Origin of the sequence: Frankia sp. R43 (assembly GCF_001306465.1) — a bacterium.
In the GTDB taxonomy this organism is placed as follows: domain Bacteria; phylum Actinomycetota; class Actinomycetes; order Frankiales; family Frankiaceae; genus Parafrankia; species Parafrankia irregularis.
This window is the reverse complement of record NZ_LFCW01000001.1, coordinates 527,878-544,787: the sequence shown is the minus strand read 5'-3', so window position 1 is coordinate 544,787 and position 16,910 is coordinate 527,878. Positions and strand designations below refer to the sequence as shown.

Below are 16,910 nucleotides of genomic sequence, written 5' to 3'. Positions count from 1 at the left end.
GCGTGCCCTGATCGCGGGGGCACGACAGTCTCGGCTCCTGGCGATGCCTCAGGAAAGGACACGATGCCGCGAAACGTTCTGGTCACCGGTGGGTCGAGTGGAGTGGGCCTGGCCACCGTGACGCGGTTCGCCCGCGCCGGGGACAACGTGTGGTTCACCTATCACTCCAGGCGGGATGCCGCGGAATCCATCACGAAGGATCTGTGCGCCGCCGGCGTCGAGGTGCGTGCCTTCGAGTTCCGCCAGGGCGAGCGGGACAGTCACGACAGCCTGCTCGCGGCGCTTCCCGGGCCGGTGGACGTGCTGGTCAACAACGCGGCTGTGGGTACCCGCAGCATCGACCGGTACGTCGCGGACCCACTCGACCGGGACGAGGCGTTTCTGCGGATCAACAGCATCGGCCCGCTGTGGCTGATCCGGCGGGTTCTGCCGGGAATGCTGGAACGCGGCCGCGGGAAGATCATCAACATTTCCAGTGTCGGCGGCGGCCTGGCCCAGTTTCCCGGTTTCGACATCGTGGACGGAATGAGCAAGGCGGCGCTGACCTACCTCACTCGGCATCTCGCGGCGCAGACGGCCCATTCCCCGGTCGATGTGATGGCGGTCTGCCCGGGCGCGGTCGACACCCCGATGCTGCGGGAAAGCACCCTGGACGGGCTGTCGCCGCGGGCCCGGCTCGACCTCGAGGCGAGTCTGCCGAAGGGCAGGCTGATCCAGCCGGAGGAGATCGCGGAGCTGGTGTGGTGGCTGTGCGCCGACGGCTCCGGCGTTCTGCACGGCGCGGTTGTCGACGCGTCGATGGGCCTGGGGGTGCATCCGGGGCTGCTCACCGGGCGGCTGCTCACCAGGCGGCAGGCGGAGACGGGAGCGGAGACCGGAGCGGAAGCCGACGAGGCCCCGGGCCGACGCCCGGTGAGTCTGTGATGGTGTCGAGGCGCGCGGCGGCACTGGCCGCCCAGCCGCCGGCGATCGCCGTCGCCCACTTCCGCGCCGAGGCGTACCCCTACGACGCGCGGCTGCGCCCCGACGGGTACATCAACCTCGGAACGGCGGAGAACCGCCTGGTCTGGGACCTGCTGGCCCCGCGGCTGACCGCCCGCCGGCCGCTGACCGCCGCGGACACCCACTACGGCCCGCTGCACGGCGCCGACGCCTTCCGCCGGGAGCTCGCCGGCTTCCTCACCGGCATCTGCCGGACGGAGATCGACCCCGACCACCTCGTCGTCGTCAGCGGCGTGACCGGTGCCCTCGACGTCATCGCCACCGTCCTGTGCGACCCGGGCGAGGCGATCGTCGTGCCCGCCCCCTACTACAGCGCGTTCGACGTCGATCTGGTCGGCCGTTCCGGAGCCCGGCTGCTACCCGCGCCTGTGCGGGCTGACCAGGACTTCCAGGTAACGCCCGACGTGCTGGACGAAGCCCTGGCCGGGGCGCGGGCACGTGGGGTCACCGTCCGTGCCGTGGCCCTCGCGTCGCCCGGCAACCCGGTCGGTCACGTCCTGCCCCCGCGGGTCCTGCGCGAGATCGTGGCGGTCGCGGTACGGCACGGGGTGGACGTCGTCGTGGACGAGATCTACGCGAACTCGGTGTTCGGTGACAACAGCGGGTTCGTGAGCGCCCTCGACCCCGAGGTGGAGGCGGCCGGAACCGGACGGGTCCACGTCGTGTGGGGCTTCGCGAAGGACTTCGGACTGCCCGGCCTCAAGATCGGCGTCCTGTGCAGCCCGGATCCGCAGGTCTGCGCCGCGGCGCGGGCGCTCGCCTACTTCGCCGCGACCTCGACCGACACCCAGGCCCTGCTGCGGGACCTGCTTGCCGACCGGGAGTGGGTGACCGGCTTTCTCGCGGAGAGCCGTCGCCGGCTCGGCCGTGCCTACAGGTCGGCGGCCGGTCTGCTGACGGCCGCGGGCCTTCCCTTCGTCCCGGTGGAGGCGGGGTTCTCCCTGTGGGTCGATCTGCGCGGGTGGCTGACCGAACCCACCTTCGCCGCCGAGGACGAGCTGTGGGCGCGAATCCTCGACGAGGCCCATGTCAACGTGCTGCCGGGCCGCCTCTTCGCCAGCCCGGATCCGGGCTGGTTCCGGCTCTGCTTCGCCGCCGCGCCGGCGGTCGTGTCGCAGGGCGTCGACCGCATCGCTCGCCTGCTCGGCAGCCTGCGCGCATCCGCATCCGCATCCGCATCTGTGGCCGAGCCCGAGCCCGCTTTCGCGTCCGGTTCCGCCCCCGGCCGCCGGTATGAGCGCGCCGAGGGCCCGCGATGACGGCGAAGCCGCACCGATCGGGCGCGGGTGCGCCGATGAAGGACTGGTACGACGCGGCCGGGGTGCGCGGCGGAACCCGGCGGACCTTCCACCGGGAGCTGGAGGAGGGGCTGGTGTTCTTTCCCCCCGAGCTGGTTCCCTACCTGGCCCACGAGGCCGTCCGTACGCTGCCGGACTCCGCGTCGCGGGAACTCACCGTCCGGCATCTGTACCAGTTCCTGCTGTCGGCCACCGAGCTGGAAACCCGGGTCGTGAACCGCGGTGCGGAGCTGATCGCCGGTAACCGGCTCGGTTTCGAGGTGCCCCGTTCCCACCGGCTGGACGCCTACAGGATCTACTGCGACGAGGGCTATCACTCCCTGTACAGCCTCGACCTGGCCGACCAGATCGCCACCGTCACCGGGATCCCGATTCCCCGGTGGGACTACGGCGGTTTCGTCGAACAGCTCGACCTGGCCGCGGACACCATTCTCCCCGATGAGCCGGTGCTCGCCCACCTGCTGCAGACGGTCGTGTTCGAAACGCTGATAACCGCGGTTCTCAACGAGGTTCCGACGAATCCCGCGGTGGTCACCGCGGTCCGGGACGTCACCCGGGACCATGCCCGTGACGAGGGTCGCCACCATCGTTTCTTCGCGGGCTTCTTCCACCTGCTGTGGTCTCAGCTGGAACCCGCCCTGCGGACCCGGGTGGGCCACGCGCTGCCACCCCTGATCGAGGCCTGCATCGCCTGGGACGCCGCCCCCGTCCGATCGTCCCTCCTGCTCGCCGGCCTCGACGAATCCACCGCCGACAGCGTGCTCCGGGACGTCTACGGCGGCACCGCCACCACCAGCCGGATCGGCACGGTCGCGCAGGCCACCCGGCGTATGTGCGAATCCGCCGGTGTTCTCGACCTTCCCGCAGTGAGAGAGACCTTCGCCGCCCATGGAATCGAGTGAGGACATCGCCATCGTGCAGCCTTCTGCCGGCCAGGTTTCTGTCGGCCAGGTTTCTGTCGATCAGGCTTCGGTCGGCCAGGACGACGGTCTCACGTACGCCGGCTATCTTCGTCTCACCGAAATGCTCGACCAGCAGCGCTGCAGGAGCCTGCCGGTCGCCCACGACGAACTGCTCTTCATCGCCGTTCACCAGGTGTACGAGCTCTGGTTCAAGGTTCTGCTGTTCGAGCTGGCCGATGTCCGGGACAGAATGCTCGGCGGCGACACGTACCGCGCCCGCCTGCGGCTGCGCCGCTGCCATGAGATCGAGCGCGTGCTGGTGAACCAGATCGATGTCGTCGACACGATGACCCCGCACGGTTTCCTGGAGTTCCGCGGCTCGCTCGGGACGTCCAGCGGCTTCCAGTCGGCACAGTTCCGTGAGATCGAGTTCCTTTCCGGCGCCGACGACCACGGCTGGCTGGCCCGGGCCGGCTGGCTGACCGCCGAGGACCACCGGCGGCTGAGCCGGCGGCTGGCCGAACCGGACCTGTGGGACGCCTTCGTCGTCCTGCTGACCAGCGCCGGCTTCCCCGCCGCCACCGCGTCGCAGCGATCCGCGGCGCTGTGCGAGATCGCCGCCGGCGGTGATCGGTACAGCGAGCTGTGGGAGCTCTCCGAAGCCCTGATCGGCCACGATCAGATGTGGTCGAGCTGGCGTCAGCGCCATCAGCTGACGGTGCTACGACAGCTGGGGGTGAGACCCGGGACGGCTGGCAGCGCGGGCGCGACGTACCTGGCGGGCCGGGCCCAGCTGAAGTTCTACCCGGAGCTCTGGGAAGCGCGAACCTGCTTCAGTGGCCCGGCCCCGGCATGACCGGCCCCCGTATGACCGACGCCGACGCGGCTGACTCCGACGCGGCTGACTCTGACGCGGCTGGTGAACGAGCCCTGCGCGACCGGGCGTACTCGCCCAGCCTCACCGTGCCGGACCTGCGGGCCTGCCTGCGCGGGTACGCGGACGGTTCGGCCCGGGCCCGCGCCGACCTGGCCTGGCGGGAGATCCCCTACGGCCCCGGCCCCGACCGGATTCTGCACTTCTTCCCCGCGTTGCCCGTGTTGCCGGCACTGCCGGCGGCTGTGCCCGGTCCCGAACCCGGAGCGCCGCTGCAGATGTTCATCCACGGGGGCTACTGGCAGGAGCTGAGCGCGGCCGAGTCGTCCTTCGCCGCTCCGGACTTCGTCTCGCGCGGCGCGGCCTTCGCCGCGCTCGGCTACGGTCTCGCGCCAGCGAACCGGCTGGACGAGATCGTCGCGATGGTCCGCGAGGCCGTGCTGTGGCTGTTTCGGAATGCCGCCCCGCTGGGTGTCGACCCTCGGCGGATCTTCCTGAGCGGTTCCTCCGCCGGGGCCCATCTCGCCGCGATGTGCCTGGTGGACGGATGGCTCCCCGCCCCGCTGCGCCCCACCGGCGTGATCCGTGGTGCCTGCCTGCTCAGCGGGATCTACGATCTGGAACCGCTGCGCCACACGTACGTGGGTGAGCAGATCAGGCTCACCGCCGCCGAGGCGGCCCGCAACAGCCCGGTCCACCGGCTCCGCGGAACCGGCTCCCTCCCATCGTTGGTCATCGCTCGGGGCGAGAACGAGACGTCCGCCTTCGCCGCCCAGCACCGGCAGTTCCTCTCGGCACTGACCGAATACGGCACCGCGCCGGTCGATCTCGTGGTGCCCGGCCGGAACCACTTCGATCTCCCTGAGACCCTCGGCGATCCAGGCGAGCCGTTGGGGCGGGCAGTTCTCGCACAGATGGGCCTGCCTCAGCGTGTCAGCGGGGTGCGATGATCGCTCTCGCCGGTGGGCGGCCCGGCCCGGTCGATGTCAGGGCGAGGCTCAGTGCCTCCCACAGATAGTCCGGACGCCCCCACACGGGGTCGATGGCCGTGACCTGGCAGGCATGACCCAGGCTCGCCACGGCGCGCCGGCTGCATCCGCCGCACATGCCGTAGAGATACTTGATGTCCGCATAGGTATGGCAGTTTCCGGCCCGAGTGAGTGGCATGCCGGCGCTGATCTCGACCGTGATTTCGGCGGGTCGCGCGGGCCGGATGCTCCTGTGCGTCGCCGACCATGCCGGGGGCCTGATGAGAAGAATGATGTCCGTGCCCAGCAGCATGCGGCTGACCGTCAGCGCGCGGGGTTCGTCGATGAACCCCTCGACAAACGCACGTCTGCCGTATCCGTCCGCAATGCGTTGAGCGGGCTGGGAGGCGAGGGTCACCAGGCCGCGGCGGTTGATCGAGGCCAGCCGTGGTGCGATTGTCCGGGTCTGTTCGTCCAGCGCCCCGCCGAAAGCGGGCCCGGTGGCGACGGTGCCCTCGAGCCAGCGTGCGGTCAGCTCGCCGAGATCGGAAAGATTTCGTGCGGTCAGCCAGTTCAGCGGTGCGACCCGCGTGGTTCTCGTCGGGTCGGCACCCCGTGTGGCGGGAGCTGCGTCACCCAGGGTCATCGGAATGTCCTCTCTGTTCGTCATCGCCGACGGGCAGCGAGTATTGGACTTCCCGTGGGCACGCGAAGGAAAGGGCTTCTCACAGAACTCTCACGCCGGCGCCGCGAATTTCAACAGACTTCTAACATCGCCGGCGTGCGGGTATGCCGAACGTGCGTGCTGTGCGCCGGAACCGGCGGCGCGAAACGGATCACCCGCCAGGCGTCACCCGGTACCTGCTCGATCGGTTCATCGGACTGGTTCGCATTGCAGCGCCTGTGTGCCCACGACGGTCAGCAGCGCGAGCTTCTCGGCGGTGTCGGTCCCGGCACGTGGGGTGAACCAGAGCAAACGCTGGCGGCCGTCCTCGCTGAAGAGGCTGAGGCAGTTGAGGTCGAGCAGGCCAACGGCGGGGTGGACGATTCGCTTGCGCTCGTCTCTGCGCACCTCCACGTCCTGGTCGGCCCAAAGCGCCTGGAACTCCGGCGACTGCTGCAGTAGCTCGTCCACCAGCCTGGTCGCCTCGGTGTCTCCTGGGCTGCGTCGCCCGACTGCCGCGCGCAGGTCGGCGACGAACGAGCGTGACTGCGGGGCGAGGTCCTCCCGCGGGTAGATCTGCCGCGCGGTCGGGTCGGTGAACCATCGGTAGATGAAGCTCGCCGCGCGGCCGTGGTGCGCGGACAGGTCGCCGAGCATCGCGATGGCGAGTGGGTTCTGGACCAGAACGGTGTGCAGGTCGGTGCTCACCATCGCCGGGGTCCCGTCGATTCGCGTCAGCAGGTCGAGCATCGCGGGGTGGACGTGTGCCGCCGTCCCGCCCTGGTGCGGGATCGGGCGGTTCGCCAACCGGTACAGATGGTCGCGTTCGTCGCGACTGAGGCGCAGGGCGCGGGCGAGCGCGGCGAGCATCTGGTCGGAGGGCTGCGAACCGGCACCGCGCTCGAGTTCGGTGTAGTACTCCACCGAGGCACCGGCGAGAACGGCGACCTCGTCGCGACGCAGACCGGGGACGCGGCGCCGCGGGCCGGGCGCGAGCCCGACTTCCTCGGGGCGGATCCGCTCGCGTCGCGAACGCAGGAAGCCACCGAGCTGGGAGTACCTCGCGTTCGCCATAACCGTAGCCTCCCTGGGCGACCCGCTGCCTGCCAGGGGATGGCGTCCCCACCTTTGGAAGCAACTGTCGGGGGTCCGCGCCGCGCCACAGAGTGGACGCCATGAGCACCTTCCTCACTGACACACTCACTGACTCGGGCGCATCGCCGGTCGCTGGAAAGACGGTCCTGATCACCGGTGGCACGAGCGGGATCGGCGCCGCGACCGCTCGGCTCCTGCTCGGGCGTGGCCACCGGGTCGCCGTCACCGGGCGCGACCCCGGTCGGCTCAAGGCCTTCCTAGACGAAGTCGGCCACGCGGACCGCGTGCTGGGTCTGATAGCGGATGCCTCCGACTGGGACTCCACGAACACGGCGGTCACCAGCACGGTGGAGCGCTTCGGGTCGCTCGACGCGGCAGTCGCGAACGCGGGCGGCGCGTCCGCGGATCATTTCCGGACGGGCGGTGCCGGCGTCATCGACGGCGGCGATCCGCGGCTTTGGGCACCGATGGTGCTCACCAACGTGCTCGGCCCGGCTCTGCTGGCCGAGGCGACCCTGTCCCACCTCGAGCGGTCCCGCGGCCGGCTGGTGCTCATCGGCAGCGTGGCCGGAATCAAGAACAGCCCGGGCAACCTCTACTCCGCCACGAAGTGGGCAGTGGTCGGCCTCGCCGAGAACCTCCGCCTGCACGCCACGACCCGCGGCATCGGAGTCACGGTCGTGAACCCAGGCATGATCGACACCGCGTTCTGGCACGGCCAGGCTCCCCCCATCGCGATGAGCCCGGATTCGGTGGCCGAGGCGATCGGCTTCGCGCTCGACCAGCCGGCAGGCGTCGACCTCAACACGGTGACGATCCGTCCGATCGGCCAGCCCGTCTGACGGTGGCGCTGGCGGCGGAGTCGGTGGACCTCCGTGACGGCCGGCGGGCGAATAGCATCGTGCCCGCGCTGGGTTAGCCACCACTTGCATCGCCTGCAAGAGTGAATGCATACTCAGCAACGCTGGCCAACTGAGGGGACGTCGTCATGCGTGATGCGGTGATCGTCGAGGCGGTGCGGACGCCGGTCGGCAAGCGGAACGGAGGGCTGTCGGGTGTGCACCCGACGGACCTGTCGGCGCATGTGCTGGCCACGCTGGTCGAGCGCGCGGGCGTCGACCCGGCTCTCGTGGAGGACGTCGTCTGGGGCTGCGTCGGCCAGGTCGGCGAGCAGACATTCGACATCGGCCGTAACGCGGCGCTCGGCGCAGGCTTCCCGGAGACGGTGACCGGTGTGACCGTCGACCGGCAGTGTGGGTCGTCCCAGCAGGCGGTGCACTTCGCCGCCGCCGGGGTGGTCGCCGGCCACTACGACTTCGTCATCGCCGGTGGTGTCGAGTCGATGTCCCGGGTGCCGATGGGCAGCGCGCTGATGGGCCAGGTGCCGTTCGGCGAGCGCTACCTCGCCCGCTACAACAACGCCTTCCCCGACCAGGGCGTCGGCGCCGAGATGATCGCCGAGCGCTGGGGCTTCTCCCGGGCGCAGTGCGACGAGTTCGCGGTCAGCTCGCACGAGAAGGCCGCCGCCGCCCAGGACGAGGGCCGGTTCGACGCGCAGATCGCACCGGTCACGCTGGCCGACGGCACGGTCATCAGCAAGGACGAGGGCATCCGCCGCGGCGGCACCGTCGAGGGGCTCGCGAAGCTGAAGACCGTGTTCAGGACGGTGGAGGACGGCGGCGTGATCACGGCCGCGAACTCCTCCCAGATCTCCGACGGCTCGGCGGCGCTGCTGATCACCACCAGTGAGAAGGCCTCCGAGCTGGGCCTCCGGCCGATCGCCCGGATCCACACCGCCGTCCTCGCGGGCAGCGACCCGGTGATCATGCTGACCGCGCCGATCCCCGCCACCCAGAAGGCGCTCACCAGGTCCGGGCTCAAGCTCGACGACATCGGCGCGTTCGAGGTCAACGAGGCGTTCGCCCCGGTACCGCTCGCCTGGCTCGCCGACATCGGCGCCGATGCCAAGGCGGTCAACCCGCTCGGCGGCGCGATCGCGCTCGGCCACCCGCTTGGTGGCTCCGGTGCCCGGATCATGACGACGCTGGTCAACCACATGCGTGACAACGGCATCCGCTACGGCCTGCAGACCATGTGCGAGGGCGGCGGCCAGGCCAACGCCACCATCCTCGAGCTGCTCTGACCCGTCGGGCCCTGCTCCACGGATGTCGGTCTTCCCGACGTCTGCCCCACCGGCCCCGCGTTCCGCCTCCTGGTCATCCGTGACCATGCGACGGCTGCGCGGGTGCTGGTGACGGGCGGAGATCTAAGTAGTGAGTATTTACTCTATGCCGGAGAGTCGGCTCAGTACCGCGTAGGCCTGTCGTGGCGTCGCGGGGCCGGTAGGAAGCGGGCCGCGGGCGGCCCCGGTGCGCAGGCCGTCCAGGAGGAAGGCGACGCTGCGCCGCCAGACGTCGGGGGCGGTGTCAGCGCCGGTGTTGGTCCCAGCGCTGGCACGGGCCAGGCGGGCGATGGCGCCGAAGGTGAGGGCGAGGTCCTCGCCGGTGAAGTCGGGGCGCAGCTCCCCGGCGTCCTGCGCACGCTGGATGATTCGCGTCGAATCGGCGCTCGCCCGGCTGCACAGGTCCATCAGGCGCTCGGCGCCGGGGTAGCGGCCGCTCAGCACGTCGGCGAGCGCGGGGTCGGTGGCCTGTAGCTCGCAGAGCTTCTCGATGTAACAGGCGAACCCCTCCCAGGCGTCCTCATGGGCCAGTGCGTCCCGGGCCGCCGCTGCGAGCCGGTCGGCGGCCAGGTCGACGACCACCTCATCGATGAGCGCCTCGCGGCTGCCGAAGAGGTTGTAGAGGGTGCCGTGGCTGACGCCGGCCCGGCGCGCGATCTCCTTCAGGGGTACCTGCAGGCCGCGCTCGGCGAAGAGCTCGGCGGCGGCTTCCCGTAGCTTGCCCGCGTTTCGTTGCGCGTCGGCCCGCATCTGGTCTCTCCCTGGTCCCGGCTGCCCCGGCACCGGGCTAACTTGGCACTACGGTCAAGTTCCATGCTACCGTTCGACCTGAAATTGACCCATGGGTCAACTTAGTCGAATGAGAAAGCAAGGAGAGTCGCCGTGTCCAAAGTGATTGCGATCTTCGGTGCCGGGACCGGGCTTGGTGTCTCGCTGGCGCACCGTTTCGGGCGCGAGGGCTTCCGGGTGGCCCTGGTGGCCCGTCGCCGGTACCGCCTCGACGCGCTCGCGGCGCGACTGGCCGACGAGGGCATCGAGGCGGCCGTCTTCCCCGCCGACCTGACCGACCCCGCCCAGGTGCCCGCGCTGGTCGAGGCCATCCGGGAGCGTTTCGGTCGCATCGACGTCGTGGAGTACGGGCCGGTACCGGCCGGTCTTGACTTCACCCCCGCGGCTGGCCTGGACGCGGCCACCCTGCGGACGCTGATCCCGTTGTTCCTGCTCACCCCGGTGGAGGTCGTCCAGGCCGTGCTGCCGGAGATGACCGAACGCGCGGACGGCGCGATCCTGCTGACACAGGGCTTCTCGGCGGTGCACGCGATGGCGAACCTCAGTGGTCCGGGGCCGGTGATGGCCGCCGCCCGCAACTATGTGTACTCCCTGCACGCGGAGCTCGCCGGCACCGGCGTCTACGCCGCCACGCTCGCCGTGGCGGCGGCCATCGCCCGCAGCGAGAACGCCCCGGCAGCCGACGCCACGGGCGCCACGGGCGACCTGACCGTCGACGGCATGCGGTTCCCCGTGGTGGACCCCGACGATCTGGCCGAGTGCTACTGGGAGATGTACACCCACCGCGACCGCGTCGAGCAGGTGTATCCGCCGGCTGTGATCCCGGCTGCCGCAGCAGTCTGAAGCGGTCGGCGGACGCTGCCCGCGGCCGTCCGGTCGCGCGATGATGGAGCCGTGACGGATCCGCGGCCGGGTGGGCCGGTGGTGCGCGTCGAGCCCCTCGGTGCCGAGCTCACGGTCGAACCCGGGGAGACGGTCATCGAGGCCGCGTGGCGGCTCGGGTACCACTGGCCCACGACCTGCCATGGGCAGGGGACGTGCACGGTCTGCCGCCTGGAGGTCGTCCGTGGCGCCGAGCATCTCGTCCCGCCCGACGACGCGGAGTGCGGCGCCCTTGAGCCCCTGCTCTCCGGCGGGCTGCCTCGCGGTCTCCAGGGCGTCGCGGGTATCGAGGGCGCCGCTGCTCCTGCGGACGTCGTGGACGCACCCGACCTCACGGGTGTCGGCAACCTGCGGCTCGCCTGCCGGGTCCGGGTGACCGGTGACGTCGTCGTCCGCAGGAGGGGCGTCCACCGCGTGCAGACCGTGACGTTGTCGGACGACGGCCTGCTCTGACCCGGCGTACCGCCCCGCCCGGCACTGTCGCCCCGTCGGGGCGACCTGACCGCACGGTCCTGCCCGTCGGCTGCAGCGGTGTATCGCCTGTCACTCGGCCTGATCTGACGTCGGCACTACATGTATGTACTATGCATACATTGCTTGTATCAAGTATGTAGGCGCGGACGAAAGTTGGATCATGTCGCTTGCCTCGGGTGCCAGGAAGGCGCCGCCGATCGTGTCGGTGATCGCGTTGTGCATCGGTGGGATGGCCACCGCCTTCACCCAGACGCTGGTGATCCCGCTGCAGACCGAGCTGCCCCATCTGCTGGGCACCTCGGCGTCCAACTCGGCCTGGGTCGTCACCGTCACCCTGCTGGCCGCTTCGGTGTTCATGGTGGTCGCGGGTCGACTCGCGGACCTGTTCGGCAAGCAGCGGGTGCTCATGGCGAGCGCGGGTGCGCTCATCGTCGGGTCGTTGGTGTGCGCGCTGTCGAGCTCGCTCACACCGATGCTGGTGGGCCGTGCCCTGCAGGGCATGTCGATCGGTTTCATCCCGGTCGGCATCTCGCTCATCCGGGAGATCACCCCGCCGCGGATGGCGCCGACGGCCCTGGCCGCGATGAGCGCCACCCTGGGTGTCGGCGGTGCGATCGGCCTTCCGCTGGCCGCCTGGATCGTCGACGTCGGTGGTTGGCACACCGTGTTCTGGGTGTCGACGGCCGTGGCCGCGGTCGTGTTCGTGCTCGCGGCTGTCGCCATCCCGCACATTCATGACGGCCACGAGGGGCGCTTCGACGTGCTGGGCGCGCTGGGCCTCGCGGTGGGCCTGGTCGTGTTCCTGGTCGGTATCTCCAAGGCCACCGCCTGGGGCTGGGGCGACGCCCGCACCCTCGGTGCGATCGCCGGCGGCCTGGCCGTCCTGGTGCTCTGGGTCTTCGCCGAGCTGCGTCAGGACGAGCCGCTGGTCGACCTGAGGGCCACCGCGAAGCGGCCGGTGCTGATGACCAACATCGCGGCCCTGGCGGTCGGCTTCGGCATGATGGCGCAGTCCATCGTGATTCCGCAGCTGCTCCAGCTGCCGGCGGCCACCGGCTACGGTCTCGGCCAGTCGTTGCAGGCCACCGGGCTGTGGATGGCTCCGGCCGGCCTGATGATGCTCGCGTTCGCCCCGATCTCCAGCAGGCTGATCCGCAGTACCGGGCCGAGGATCACCCTCGTGATCGGCGCGCTGGTCCTGGCCGTCGGCTACAGCCTGGGCGTGGTTCTCATGGACGCCCCGTGGCAGCTGCTGATCGTCATGTGTGTCGGCTCCGCCGGTGTCGGCATCGGCTACGCCGCGATGCCCACCCTCATCCTGGACGCCACACCACCCCAGGACGCGGCGGCCGCGGTCGGTCTCAACGCCCTCACCCGCTCGGTCGGCGGCAGCGTGGCGGCCGCGCTCATGGGCACCGTGCTCGCCAGCAACACCACCGCGTTCGGGGGGATTCGGCTACCCAGCGAGGGCGCGTTCACGCTCTGCTTCGGCATCGGTGCCATCGCGGCGTCGGCCGGTGCCGTGCTCGCCGCGTTCCTTCCGCGCCGCCGGCGGTCGACCACGGCCACGGCCACGGCGGTGCCGGCAGCGCCGGCCACCGAGGCAGACGTCGTCACCGCCGTCTAGCGTCTGGTACTGCTTGTGTTCCACGTACTGGAGGATGCTATGGACGGCAGCCACACCGCCGGCCCGCCGCACCCTGACCACGGGGCCTGGTCGGAACCCGAGGTCTCGGGGGATCTGAGGTCGGCGGGGGGCCTGGGGGAGTCGATCGACGACGAGGCGCTGCGGGCGCTCGGGAACGAGGTTCTGCGGCTCAGCCGGCGGCGGGTCCAGCTTCCCGAGGAGTCGACCCTCGACCGGTCGAGCTTCCGGATCCTCTGGGCGCTGGCGGAAACGGGCCCCCTCTCGATGCGGGAGCTGGAGGAGATGCTGCAACTGGAGCAGTCCACGGTCAGCCGCCAGGTGAAGGCCGCGATCGGCCGTGGTCTCCTCGAGTTCCTGCCGGCGCCCGGTACCCGGCGCCGCCTGCTGCGGGCGACCCCGGACGGCGAGCGGGTGTACGCGCATGAAGGCGCTCTGCGGGCCGAGGTCTTCAAGAAGGCGCTGGCCGAGTTCGGGCCGGACCGGGTGCGGGCCCTCGCCGCCGAGCTGGGCGCGCTCAACGACGCCGTCGACCGGCTGACCGCCGCCGAGCCCGCCCGGACGCCGGGACGTCAGTAGGCCTGCCAGGGGTCCGGGTCGATGCCGCCGGGAATGTCCACCCCGGGGTCGTAGGGCGTGCGGGTGAAGACGAAGGTGCCGATGTCCAGGTGGGCGGCGGTGCCGTCTGCCGCGCGGACGACGCGCAGGGTCTCGCCCGCGTAGTAGCCGTCCAACCCCGTCCAGGTGCCGTCCGGCTCGGCGCGGAAGCGGGAGCCGCGGCCCGTCTGGCCCTGCGGGATGAGCTCCAGCCCGCCGTCGGCGCGCAGGTACATCAGGTGCGGTGCCGGGCCCCAGTGCCACAGGCCGGTGAGCGCCAGCAGCTCCGGGTCGACGGCGGACACCGGGCGCCAGGGCTCCGGGATGCGCGGCTCGTGTTCGGCGACGATCCGGATCAGGTCCGCGGCGATCTGGGCGACCGCGGGCCCCGCCGTCGCGTTCGCCAGGACGACCGCGGCGACGTCGTCGCTTCGGCTCACCCAGACCCCGGCCAGGAATCCCGGCATCGAGCCGGCGTGGCCGTACAGCAGGCGGCCGTCGTGCCGCCGCAGCTGCAGGCCGAGCCCGGTGGCGGTGGTCCAGCCGTCGGCCTTGTCGGGGCCCGAGGTGGGCTGGCGCATCTCGGCCAGGGTGTCGGCGCTCAGGATGTCCTTGTCACCGCGGGTCAGGAACACCGCCCAGCGGGCCAGGTCGGCGGCGGTCGACCAGAGCTGGCCCGCCGGCGCCATCACACCGGTGTCCTGCAGAGGCTCGGGCAGCATCACATCGGCCCAGGGATGGACCGCGAAGCCACCGGCGTGCGGCGCCTGCGGGAGCAGCGTCGTCCGGCTCAGGCCGAGCGGTGCCAGCAGCTCCTGGTGCAGCGTGTCGCCCCACGGCTGCCCGCGCAGCCGGCTGACGAGCGCACCGAGCAGCGCGAACCCGGGGTTGGAGTAATGGAACCGGCGGCCCGGCGGATGGCGCAGCGGCGGCTCGTCGAGCACGTCACCGAGCCGCGGCCGCAGCGTTCCCGGGGTGCGCTCCCACCAGGGCCCGGGAGGTTCGGAGGCGAGGCCCGCGGTGTGGCCGAGCAGGTGGGCGATCGTCAGCGCTCCGGCGCCGCCTGTGGCCCCGGCCCCCGCCCCCAAGCCAGCCGCTGTCGCTGTCGCTGTCGCTGCCGCGGCAGCGGCTTCGGCTGTGGGCGTGGCCGCGAGGTCGGGGAGGTGCCGGGCCAGCGGGTCGGCCAGATCCAGCGCCCCCTCATCCCGTAGGCGCATGACCTGGACCGCGACGAAGGTCTTCGTGATCGAACCGATCCGGTACTGGACGTCCGCGTCCGGGCTGTGCCCGTCGATCATGCTCCGGCCCTCGGCCCAGACCAGTCGCCCGCCGCGTACGACGGCGCCGACCAGCGAGGGGGTGCGCCCCTGTGCCTGCCCGACGGCCAGCCGGTGCAGCAGGGCGCGGCGGGTGCCTGGCAGCAGCTCCTCGGCAGGCACAGCCATCGTCCGTTCCTCCAGGTCGCTGATCGTCCGGCGAATAATACGTCGTGCTCAGCCCTGGTCCGGATCGACGCCGAGCATCCGGGCGGCGGCGCGCAGGGTCGCGCAGACCCGGCCCTCGGGAACGCTCCACGGCCCGTTCTCGCCCTCGCAGTCGTGCTGGTAGCCGTGCAGCTCGACGATCTCGCGGGCGCCGGCGCACAGCGCGAGAACAGTGCTCGGGTTCCACCGGGCGACGTGCGTGGCGGTCGCGGGAGCGACCCCGGTCATGCCGGAGACCTGCCGCGGATTCCAGATCGACGGCCCGGGGACGGCCCGCGCGGCGCCTTCAAGCTGGTCAATGCGGTCGAGAATTCGGGCGCGTAGACGAGGCACGGTCTCTCCGGCTGGTCGGCGATATCCATCGTTTATTACCTCGCCGAAACGGGTGATCTCTGCCATGATCTGAGATCATGAACTTCTCCTCCGCGGAGCCCAGTTCCATAGCATCCGCGGTGGCGCGGAACTTCGGTTCCTGGGGCGGTGGCAGGGCGCGGCAGCTGCCGTTCGGCCACAACCTGACGCACTTTCTTCCCGGTGTCGCCCCGGTCCAGCAGCTTATCGGCGCGAATGCGGATACCGCGGTCGCCGTCGTCGGTATGTCCGCCTACCCGATGGGTGTGGAGATCACGCTGGAAATACGGCTGCGGCACGGCAGCGGGCCGGGTTGGGAGCCCACACTTCCGGGCGGCTGGGAGCACGCGGCGAGCATGATCGTGCCGTTCGCCGTCCGCTTCGCCGACGGTCGCACGGCGAGCAGCATGCCGTGGCCCCGGGAGTTCGCCTGGCCGGAACCCGGCCGCGACGGCGTGGGGCTCGTCGTGTCGGGGCGCCAGGTGCCGGACCCGGAGGCCGGTCTGCGGGCGGTGGTCCGCTACTGGCTCGCTCCGCTCCCGCCGCCCGGGCCCCTGACCCTGCTGGCCGCCTTCCCGGCACGTGGGCTGCAGATCTGCGAGACCGTCGTCGACGCCGCCCTCGTGCGTGCGGCCGCGGAGCGGGCCGTCGTCCTGTGGCCGGATGGGCTCGCGTTGCCGCGTCCCGGCGTCCCGCCGGCCGACCCGGAGACGGCGGCCGAGCAGATCCGAGCCGCCTTCACCACGGCGTTCACCGGTGGGCAGGGCGGCTCCGACCCGGACGCGGAGGCCGCGGCGACCACCGCGACGCTTGCGGCGATCGAGGGCGGAGAGGCGCTGCGCCCGCTGCTGGAGCGGGTGCGGTCAGAACATCCGGACATTGTGCGGACGGCTCGGCCGAGCATCGACGACATCGTCTTCATCGATCCGGGGCACGCGGCGGTCCGGTTCCGGGTCCATCTGGCGAACGGCCCCGATTTCGGGGAGCAGATCGGCTTCGCCGTCCTCACCGACAGCGCGGCGGGGGAGCGCGCCGCCTGGAAGGTCGCCGCCCGTACCTACCGAAAGGTGGTGGGCTGGGGCGGCGTTTATTGAGCCCTCACCCCGTCGACGAGGATGTCCACGAGCCCCCCGAGGTCGGGCCTGGGGTCGTCGGTGAGGCTGGAGAGCACCCGGTAGAGCATGGTGCCGAGGATGGCGTCGATGAGCGCGTCGAGGTCGGCGTCCTTCCGGAGCGTGCCCCGTTCCGCCTCCTGGGTGAGCCGGCTGAGAATCGCGGTGCGGATCGGGTCGGCGAGGTGGTCGTAGAGCCGGGTGGCATTGGTCTGGCTGTCCACCGCCGCCGCGACAAGCCCGCGAATCATCGCTGACACGACCGGATCGGCCAGCCACAGCCCGTACTGCAGCGCCCATTCCTGCAGGTCGGCGCGTAGGTCGCCGGTGTCCGCGGGTGGGGCGATCGCAACCCCGGACTGCGCGGCGAGGACGGCTTGCGCGACCACCGCGGCCTTGGAGGGCCAGCGCCGGTAGATCGTCTGCTTGGCCACGCCCGCCCGGGCGGCGATGCCCTCGACCGAGAGCCGCTCGTAGCCGACAGAGGTGAGCAGGTCCGCAGCGGCGCCGAGGATGGCGCGGTCGGCCTGGTCGCTGCGGGGTCTACCCCGGCGGGCATCGGTCACGGCGCCTAAGCCTAGACACAGACGT

At 71.2% G+C, this 16,910-nt stretch carries 18 protein-coding genes; 12 read left to right on the top strand and 6 right to left on the bottom strand.

Going from position 1 to position 16,910, the window contains the following annotated elements; translation table 11 throughout:
• The first annotated feature begins 63 nt into the window (after positions 1-63).
• The 5 genes from ACG83_RS01875 to ACG83_RS01855 are packed head-to-tail and all read left to right on the top strand — an operon-like array spanning position 64 to position 5,026.
• Positions 64-924: an SDR family NAD(P)-dependent oxidoreductase gene (locus ACG83_RS01875; RefSeq protein WP_054564416.1), complete on the top strand. Its 861-nt coding sequence runs from the start codon at positions 64-66 to the stop codon at positions 922-924.
• Complete coding sequence (locus ACG83_RS01870) at positions 924-2,261, top strand: aminotransferase class I/II-fold pyridoxal phosphate-dependent enzyme (RefSeq protein WP_083472966.1); 1,338 nt, start codon at positions 924-926, stop codon at positions 2,259-2,261. The genes ACG83_RS01875 and ACG83_RS01870 overlap by 1 nt, the downstream gene beginning before the upstream one ends.
• The gene (locus tag ACG83_RS01865; RefSeq protein WP_235497518.1) at positions 2,258-3,202 is read left to right on the top strand and encodes a diiron oxygenase; all 945 of its coding nucleotides are present in this window, start codon (positions 2,258-2,260) and stop codon (positions 3,200-3,202) included. The genes ACG83_RS01870 and ACG83_RS01865 overlap by 4 nt, the downstream gene beginning before the upstream one ends.
• 13 nt (positions 3,203-3,215) lie before the next feature.
• Positions 3,216-4,058: a tryptophan 2,3-dioxygenase family protein gene (locus ACG83_RS01860; RefSeq protein WP_054565345.1), complete on the top strand. Its 843-nt coding sequence runs from the start codon at positions 3,216-3,218 to the stop codon at positions 4,056-4,058.
• Positions 4,059-4,069: 11 nt separating this feature from the next.
• Positions 4,070-5,026, top strand: a complete 957-nt coding sequence (locus ACG83_RS01855; RefSeq protein WP_054564415.1) for an alpha/beta hydrolase — start codon at positions 4,070-4,072, stop codon at positions 5,024-5,026.
• Here the strand turns inward: ACG83_RS01855 and ACG83_RS01850 are convergent.
• Together ACG83_RS01850 and ACG83_RS01845 are read right to left on the bottom strand one after the other, a co-directional pair.
• Positions 5,010-5,690 (bottom strand): hypothetical protein, encoded by a 681-nt coding sequence (locus tag ACG83_RS01850; protein ID WP_054564414.1) that lies wholly within the window; start codon positions 5,688-5,690, stop codon positions 5,010-5,012. The two genes, ACG83_RS01855 and ACG83_RS01850, sit on opposite strands and share 17 nt — an antisense overlap.
• Before the next feature lie 228 nt (positions 5,691-5,918).
• Positions 5,919-6,782: a helix-turn-helix transcriptional regulator gene (locus tag ACG83_RS01845; protein ID WP_054564413.1), complete on the bottom strand. Its 864-nt coding sequence runs from the start codon at positions 6,780-6,782 to the stop codon at positions 5,919-5,921.
• A gap of 101 nt (positions 6,783-6,883) precedes the next feature.
• Here ACG83_RS01845 and ACG83_RS01840 point away from each other — a divergent pair, with 101 nt between their 5' ends.
• Both ACG83_RS01840 and ACG83_RS01835 read left to right on the top strand, forming a co-directional pair.
• Positions 6,884-7,645, top strand: coding sequence for an SDR family oxidoreductase (locus ACG83_RS01840; protein ID WP_054564412.1), 762 nt, complete (start codon positions 6,884-6,886; stop codon positions 7,643-7,645).
• 146 nt (positions 7,646-7,791) lie between these two features.
• Positions 7,792-8,946, top strand: a complete 1,155-nt coding sequence (locus ACG83_RS01835; protein WP_054564411.1) for an acetyl-CoA C-acyltransferase — start codon at positions 7,792-7,794, stop codon at positions 8,944-8,946.
• A 138-nt stretch (positions 8,947-9,084) separates the two neighbouring features.
• On the opposite strand, the gene ACG83_RS01830 is transcribed toward ACG83_RS01835, so the two are convergent.
• On the bottom strand, positions 9,085-9,735 hold the full coding sequence (locus ACG83_RS01830) for a TetR/AcrR family transcriptional regulator (protein WP_054564410.1): 651 nt from the start codon (positions 9,733-9,735) through the stop codon (positions 9,085-9,087).
• 132 nt (positions 9,736-9,867) lie between these two features.
• On the opposite strand from ACG83_RS01830, the gene ACG83_RS01825 reads away from it, so the two are divergent.
• The 4 genes from ACG83_RS01825 (at position 9,868) to ACG83_RS01810 (ending at position 13,354) form a co-directional block, all read left to right on the top strand.
• On the top strand, positions 9,868-10,617 hold the full coding sequence (locus tag ACG83_RS01825) for an SDR family oxidoreductase (RefSeq protein ID WP_054564409.1): 750 nt from the start codon (positions 9,868-9,870) through the stop codon (positions 10,615-10,617).
• A 51-nt stretch (positions 10,618-10,668) separates the two neighbouring features.
• Entirely contained in the window at positions 10,669-11,109 is a 441-nt protein-coding gene (locus tag ACG83_RS01820; RefSeq protein WP_054564408.1) for a 2Fe-2S iron-sulfur cluster-binding protein, read from the top strand.
• A 181-nt stretch (positions 11,110-11,290) separates the two neighbouring features.
• Positions 11,291-12,757 carry an MFS transporter gene (locus ACG83_RS01815; protein ID WP_054564407.1) on the top strand — a complete coding sequence of 489 codons (1,467 nt, stop codon included), beginning with the start codon at positions 11,291-11,293 and terminating at the stop codon, positions 12,755-12,757.
• Positions 12,758-12,796: 39 nt separating this feature from the next.
• Entirely contained in the window at positions 12,797-13,354 is a 558-nt protein-coding gene (locus tag ACG83_RS01810) for a MarR family winged helix-turn-helix transcriptional regulator (RefSeq protein ID WP_054564406.1), read from the top strand.
• On the opposite strand, the gene ACG83_RS01805 is transcribed toward ACG83_RS01810, so the two are convergent.
• Together ACG83_RS01805 and ACG83_RS01800 are read right to left on the bottom strand one after the other, a co-directional pair.
• The gene (locus ACG83_RS01805; RefSeq protein ID WP_054564405.1) at positions 13,348-14,817 is read right to left on the bottom strand and encodes a serine hydrolase; all 1,470 of its coding nucleotides are present in this window, start codon (positions 14,815-14,817) and stop codon (positions 13,348-13,350) included. The genes ACG83_RS01810 and ACG83_RS01805 overlap by 7 nt on opposite strands.
• A 48-nt stretch (positions 14,818-14,865) precedes the next feature.
• The gene (locus tag ACG83_RS01800; RefSeq protein ID WP_161934716.1) at positions 14,866-15,255 is read right to left on the bottom strand and encodes a DUF6221 family protein; all 390 of its coding nucleotides are present in this window, start codon (positions 15,253-15,255) and stop codon (positions 14,866-14,868) included.
• 11 nt (positions 15,256-15,266) lie between these two features.
• On the opposite strand from ACG83_RS01800, the gene ACG83_RS01795 reads away from it, so the two are divergent.
• Positions 15,267-16,301 (top strand): hypothetical protein, encoded by a 1,035-nt coding sequence (locus ACG83_RS01795; RefSeq protein WP_152991224.1) that lies wholly within the window; start codon positions 15,267-15,269, stop codon positions 16,299-16,301.
• On the opposite strand, the gene ACG83_RS01790 is transcribed toward ACG83_RS01795, so the two are convergent.
• On the bottom strand, positions 16,295-16,885 hold the full coding sequence (locus ACG83_RS01790) for a TetR/AcrR family transcriptional regulator (RefSeq protein WP_054564402.1): 591 nt from the start codon (positions 16,883-16,885) through the stop codon (positions 16,295-16,297). The two genes, ACG83_RS01795 and ACG83_RS01790, sit on opposite strands and share 7 nt — an antisense overlap.
• Between the last annotated feature and the right edge of the window lie 25 nt (positions 16,886-16,910).

Coding starts and splice junctions, on each gene's coding strand:
- ACG83_RS01875 (WP_054564416.1), top strand. CDS start 64: ATGCCGCGAAACGTTCTGGTCACCGGTGGGTCGAGTGGAGTGGGCCTG.
- ACG83_RS01870 (WP_083472966.1), top strand. CDS start 924: ATGGTGTCGAGGCGCGCGGCGGCACTGGCCGCCCAGCCGCCGGCGATC.
- ACG83_RS01865 (WP_235497518.1), top strand. CDS start 2,258: ATGACGGCGAAGCCGCACCGATCGGGCGCGGGTGCGCCGATGAAGGAC.
- ACG83_RS01855 (WP_054564415.1), top strand. CDS start 4,070: ATGACCGACGCCGACGCGGCTGACTCCGACGCGGCTGACTCTGACGCG.
- ACG83_RS01850 (WP_054564414.1), bottom strand. CDS start 5,690: ATGACCCTGGGTGACGCAGCTCCCGCCACACGGGGTGCCGACCCGACG.
- ACG83_RS01845 (WP_054564413.1), bottom strand. CDS start 6,782: ATGGCGAACGCGAGGTACTCCCAGCTCGGTGGCTTCCTGCGTTCGCGA.
- ACG83_RS01840 (WP_054564412.1), top strand. CDS start 6,884: ATGAGCACCTTCCTCACTGACACACTCACTGACTCGGGCGCATCGCCG.
- ACG83_RS01835 (WP_054564411.1), top strand. CDS start 7,792: ATGCGTGATGCGGTGATCGTCGAGGCGGTGCGGACGCCGGTCGGCAAG.
- ACG83_RS01830 (WP_054564410.1), bottom strand. CDS start 9,735: ATGCGGGCCGACGCGCAACGAAACGCGGGCAAGCTACGGGAAGCCGCC.
- ACG83_RS01815 (WP_054564407.1), top strand. CDS start 11,291: ATGTCGCTTGCCTCGGGTGCCAGGAAGGCGCCGCCGATCGTGTCGGTG.
- ACG83_RS01810 (WP_054564406.1), top strand. CDS start 12,797: ATGGACGGCAGCCACACCGCCGGCCCGCCGCACCCTGACCACGGGGCC.
- ACG83_RS01805 (WP_054564405.1), bottom strand. CDS start 14,817: ATGGCTGTGCCTGCCGAGGAGCTGCTGCCAGGCACCCGCCGCGCCCTG.
- ACG83_RS01800 (WP_161934716.1), bottom strand. CDS start 15,255: ATGGCAGAGATCACCCGTTTCGGCGAGGTAATAAACGATGGATATCGC.
- ACG83_RS01795 (WP_152991224.1), top strand. CDS start 15,267: ATGAACTTCTCCTCCGCGGAGCCCAGTTCCATAGCATCCGCGGTGGCG.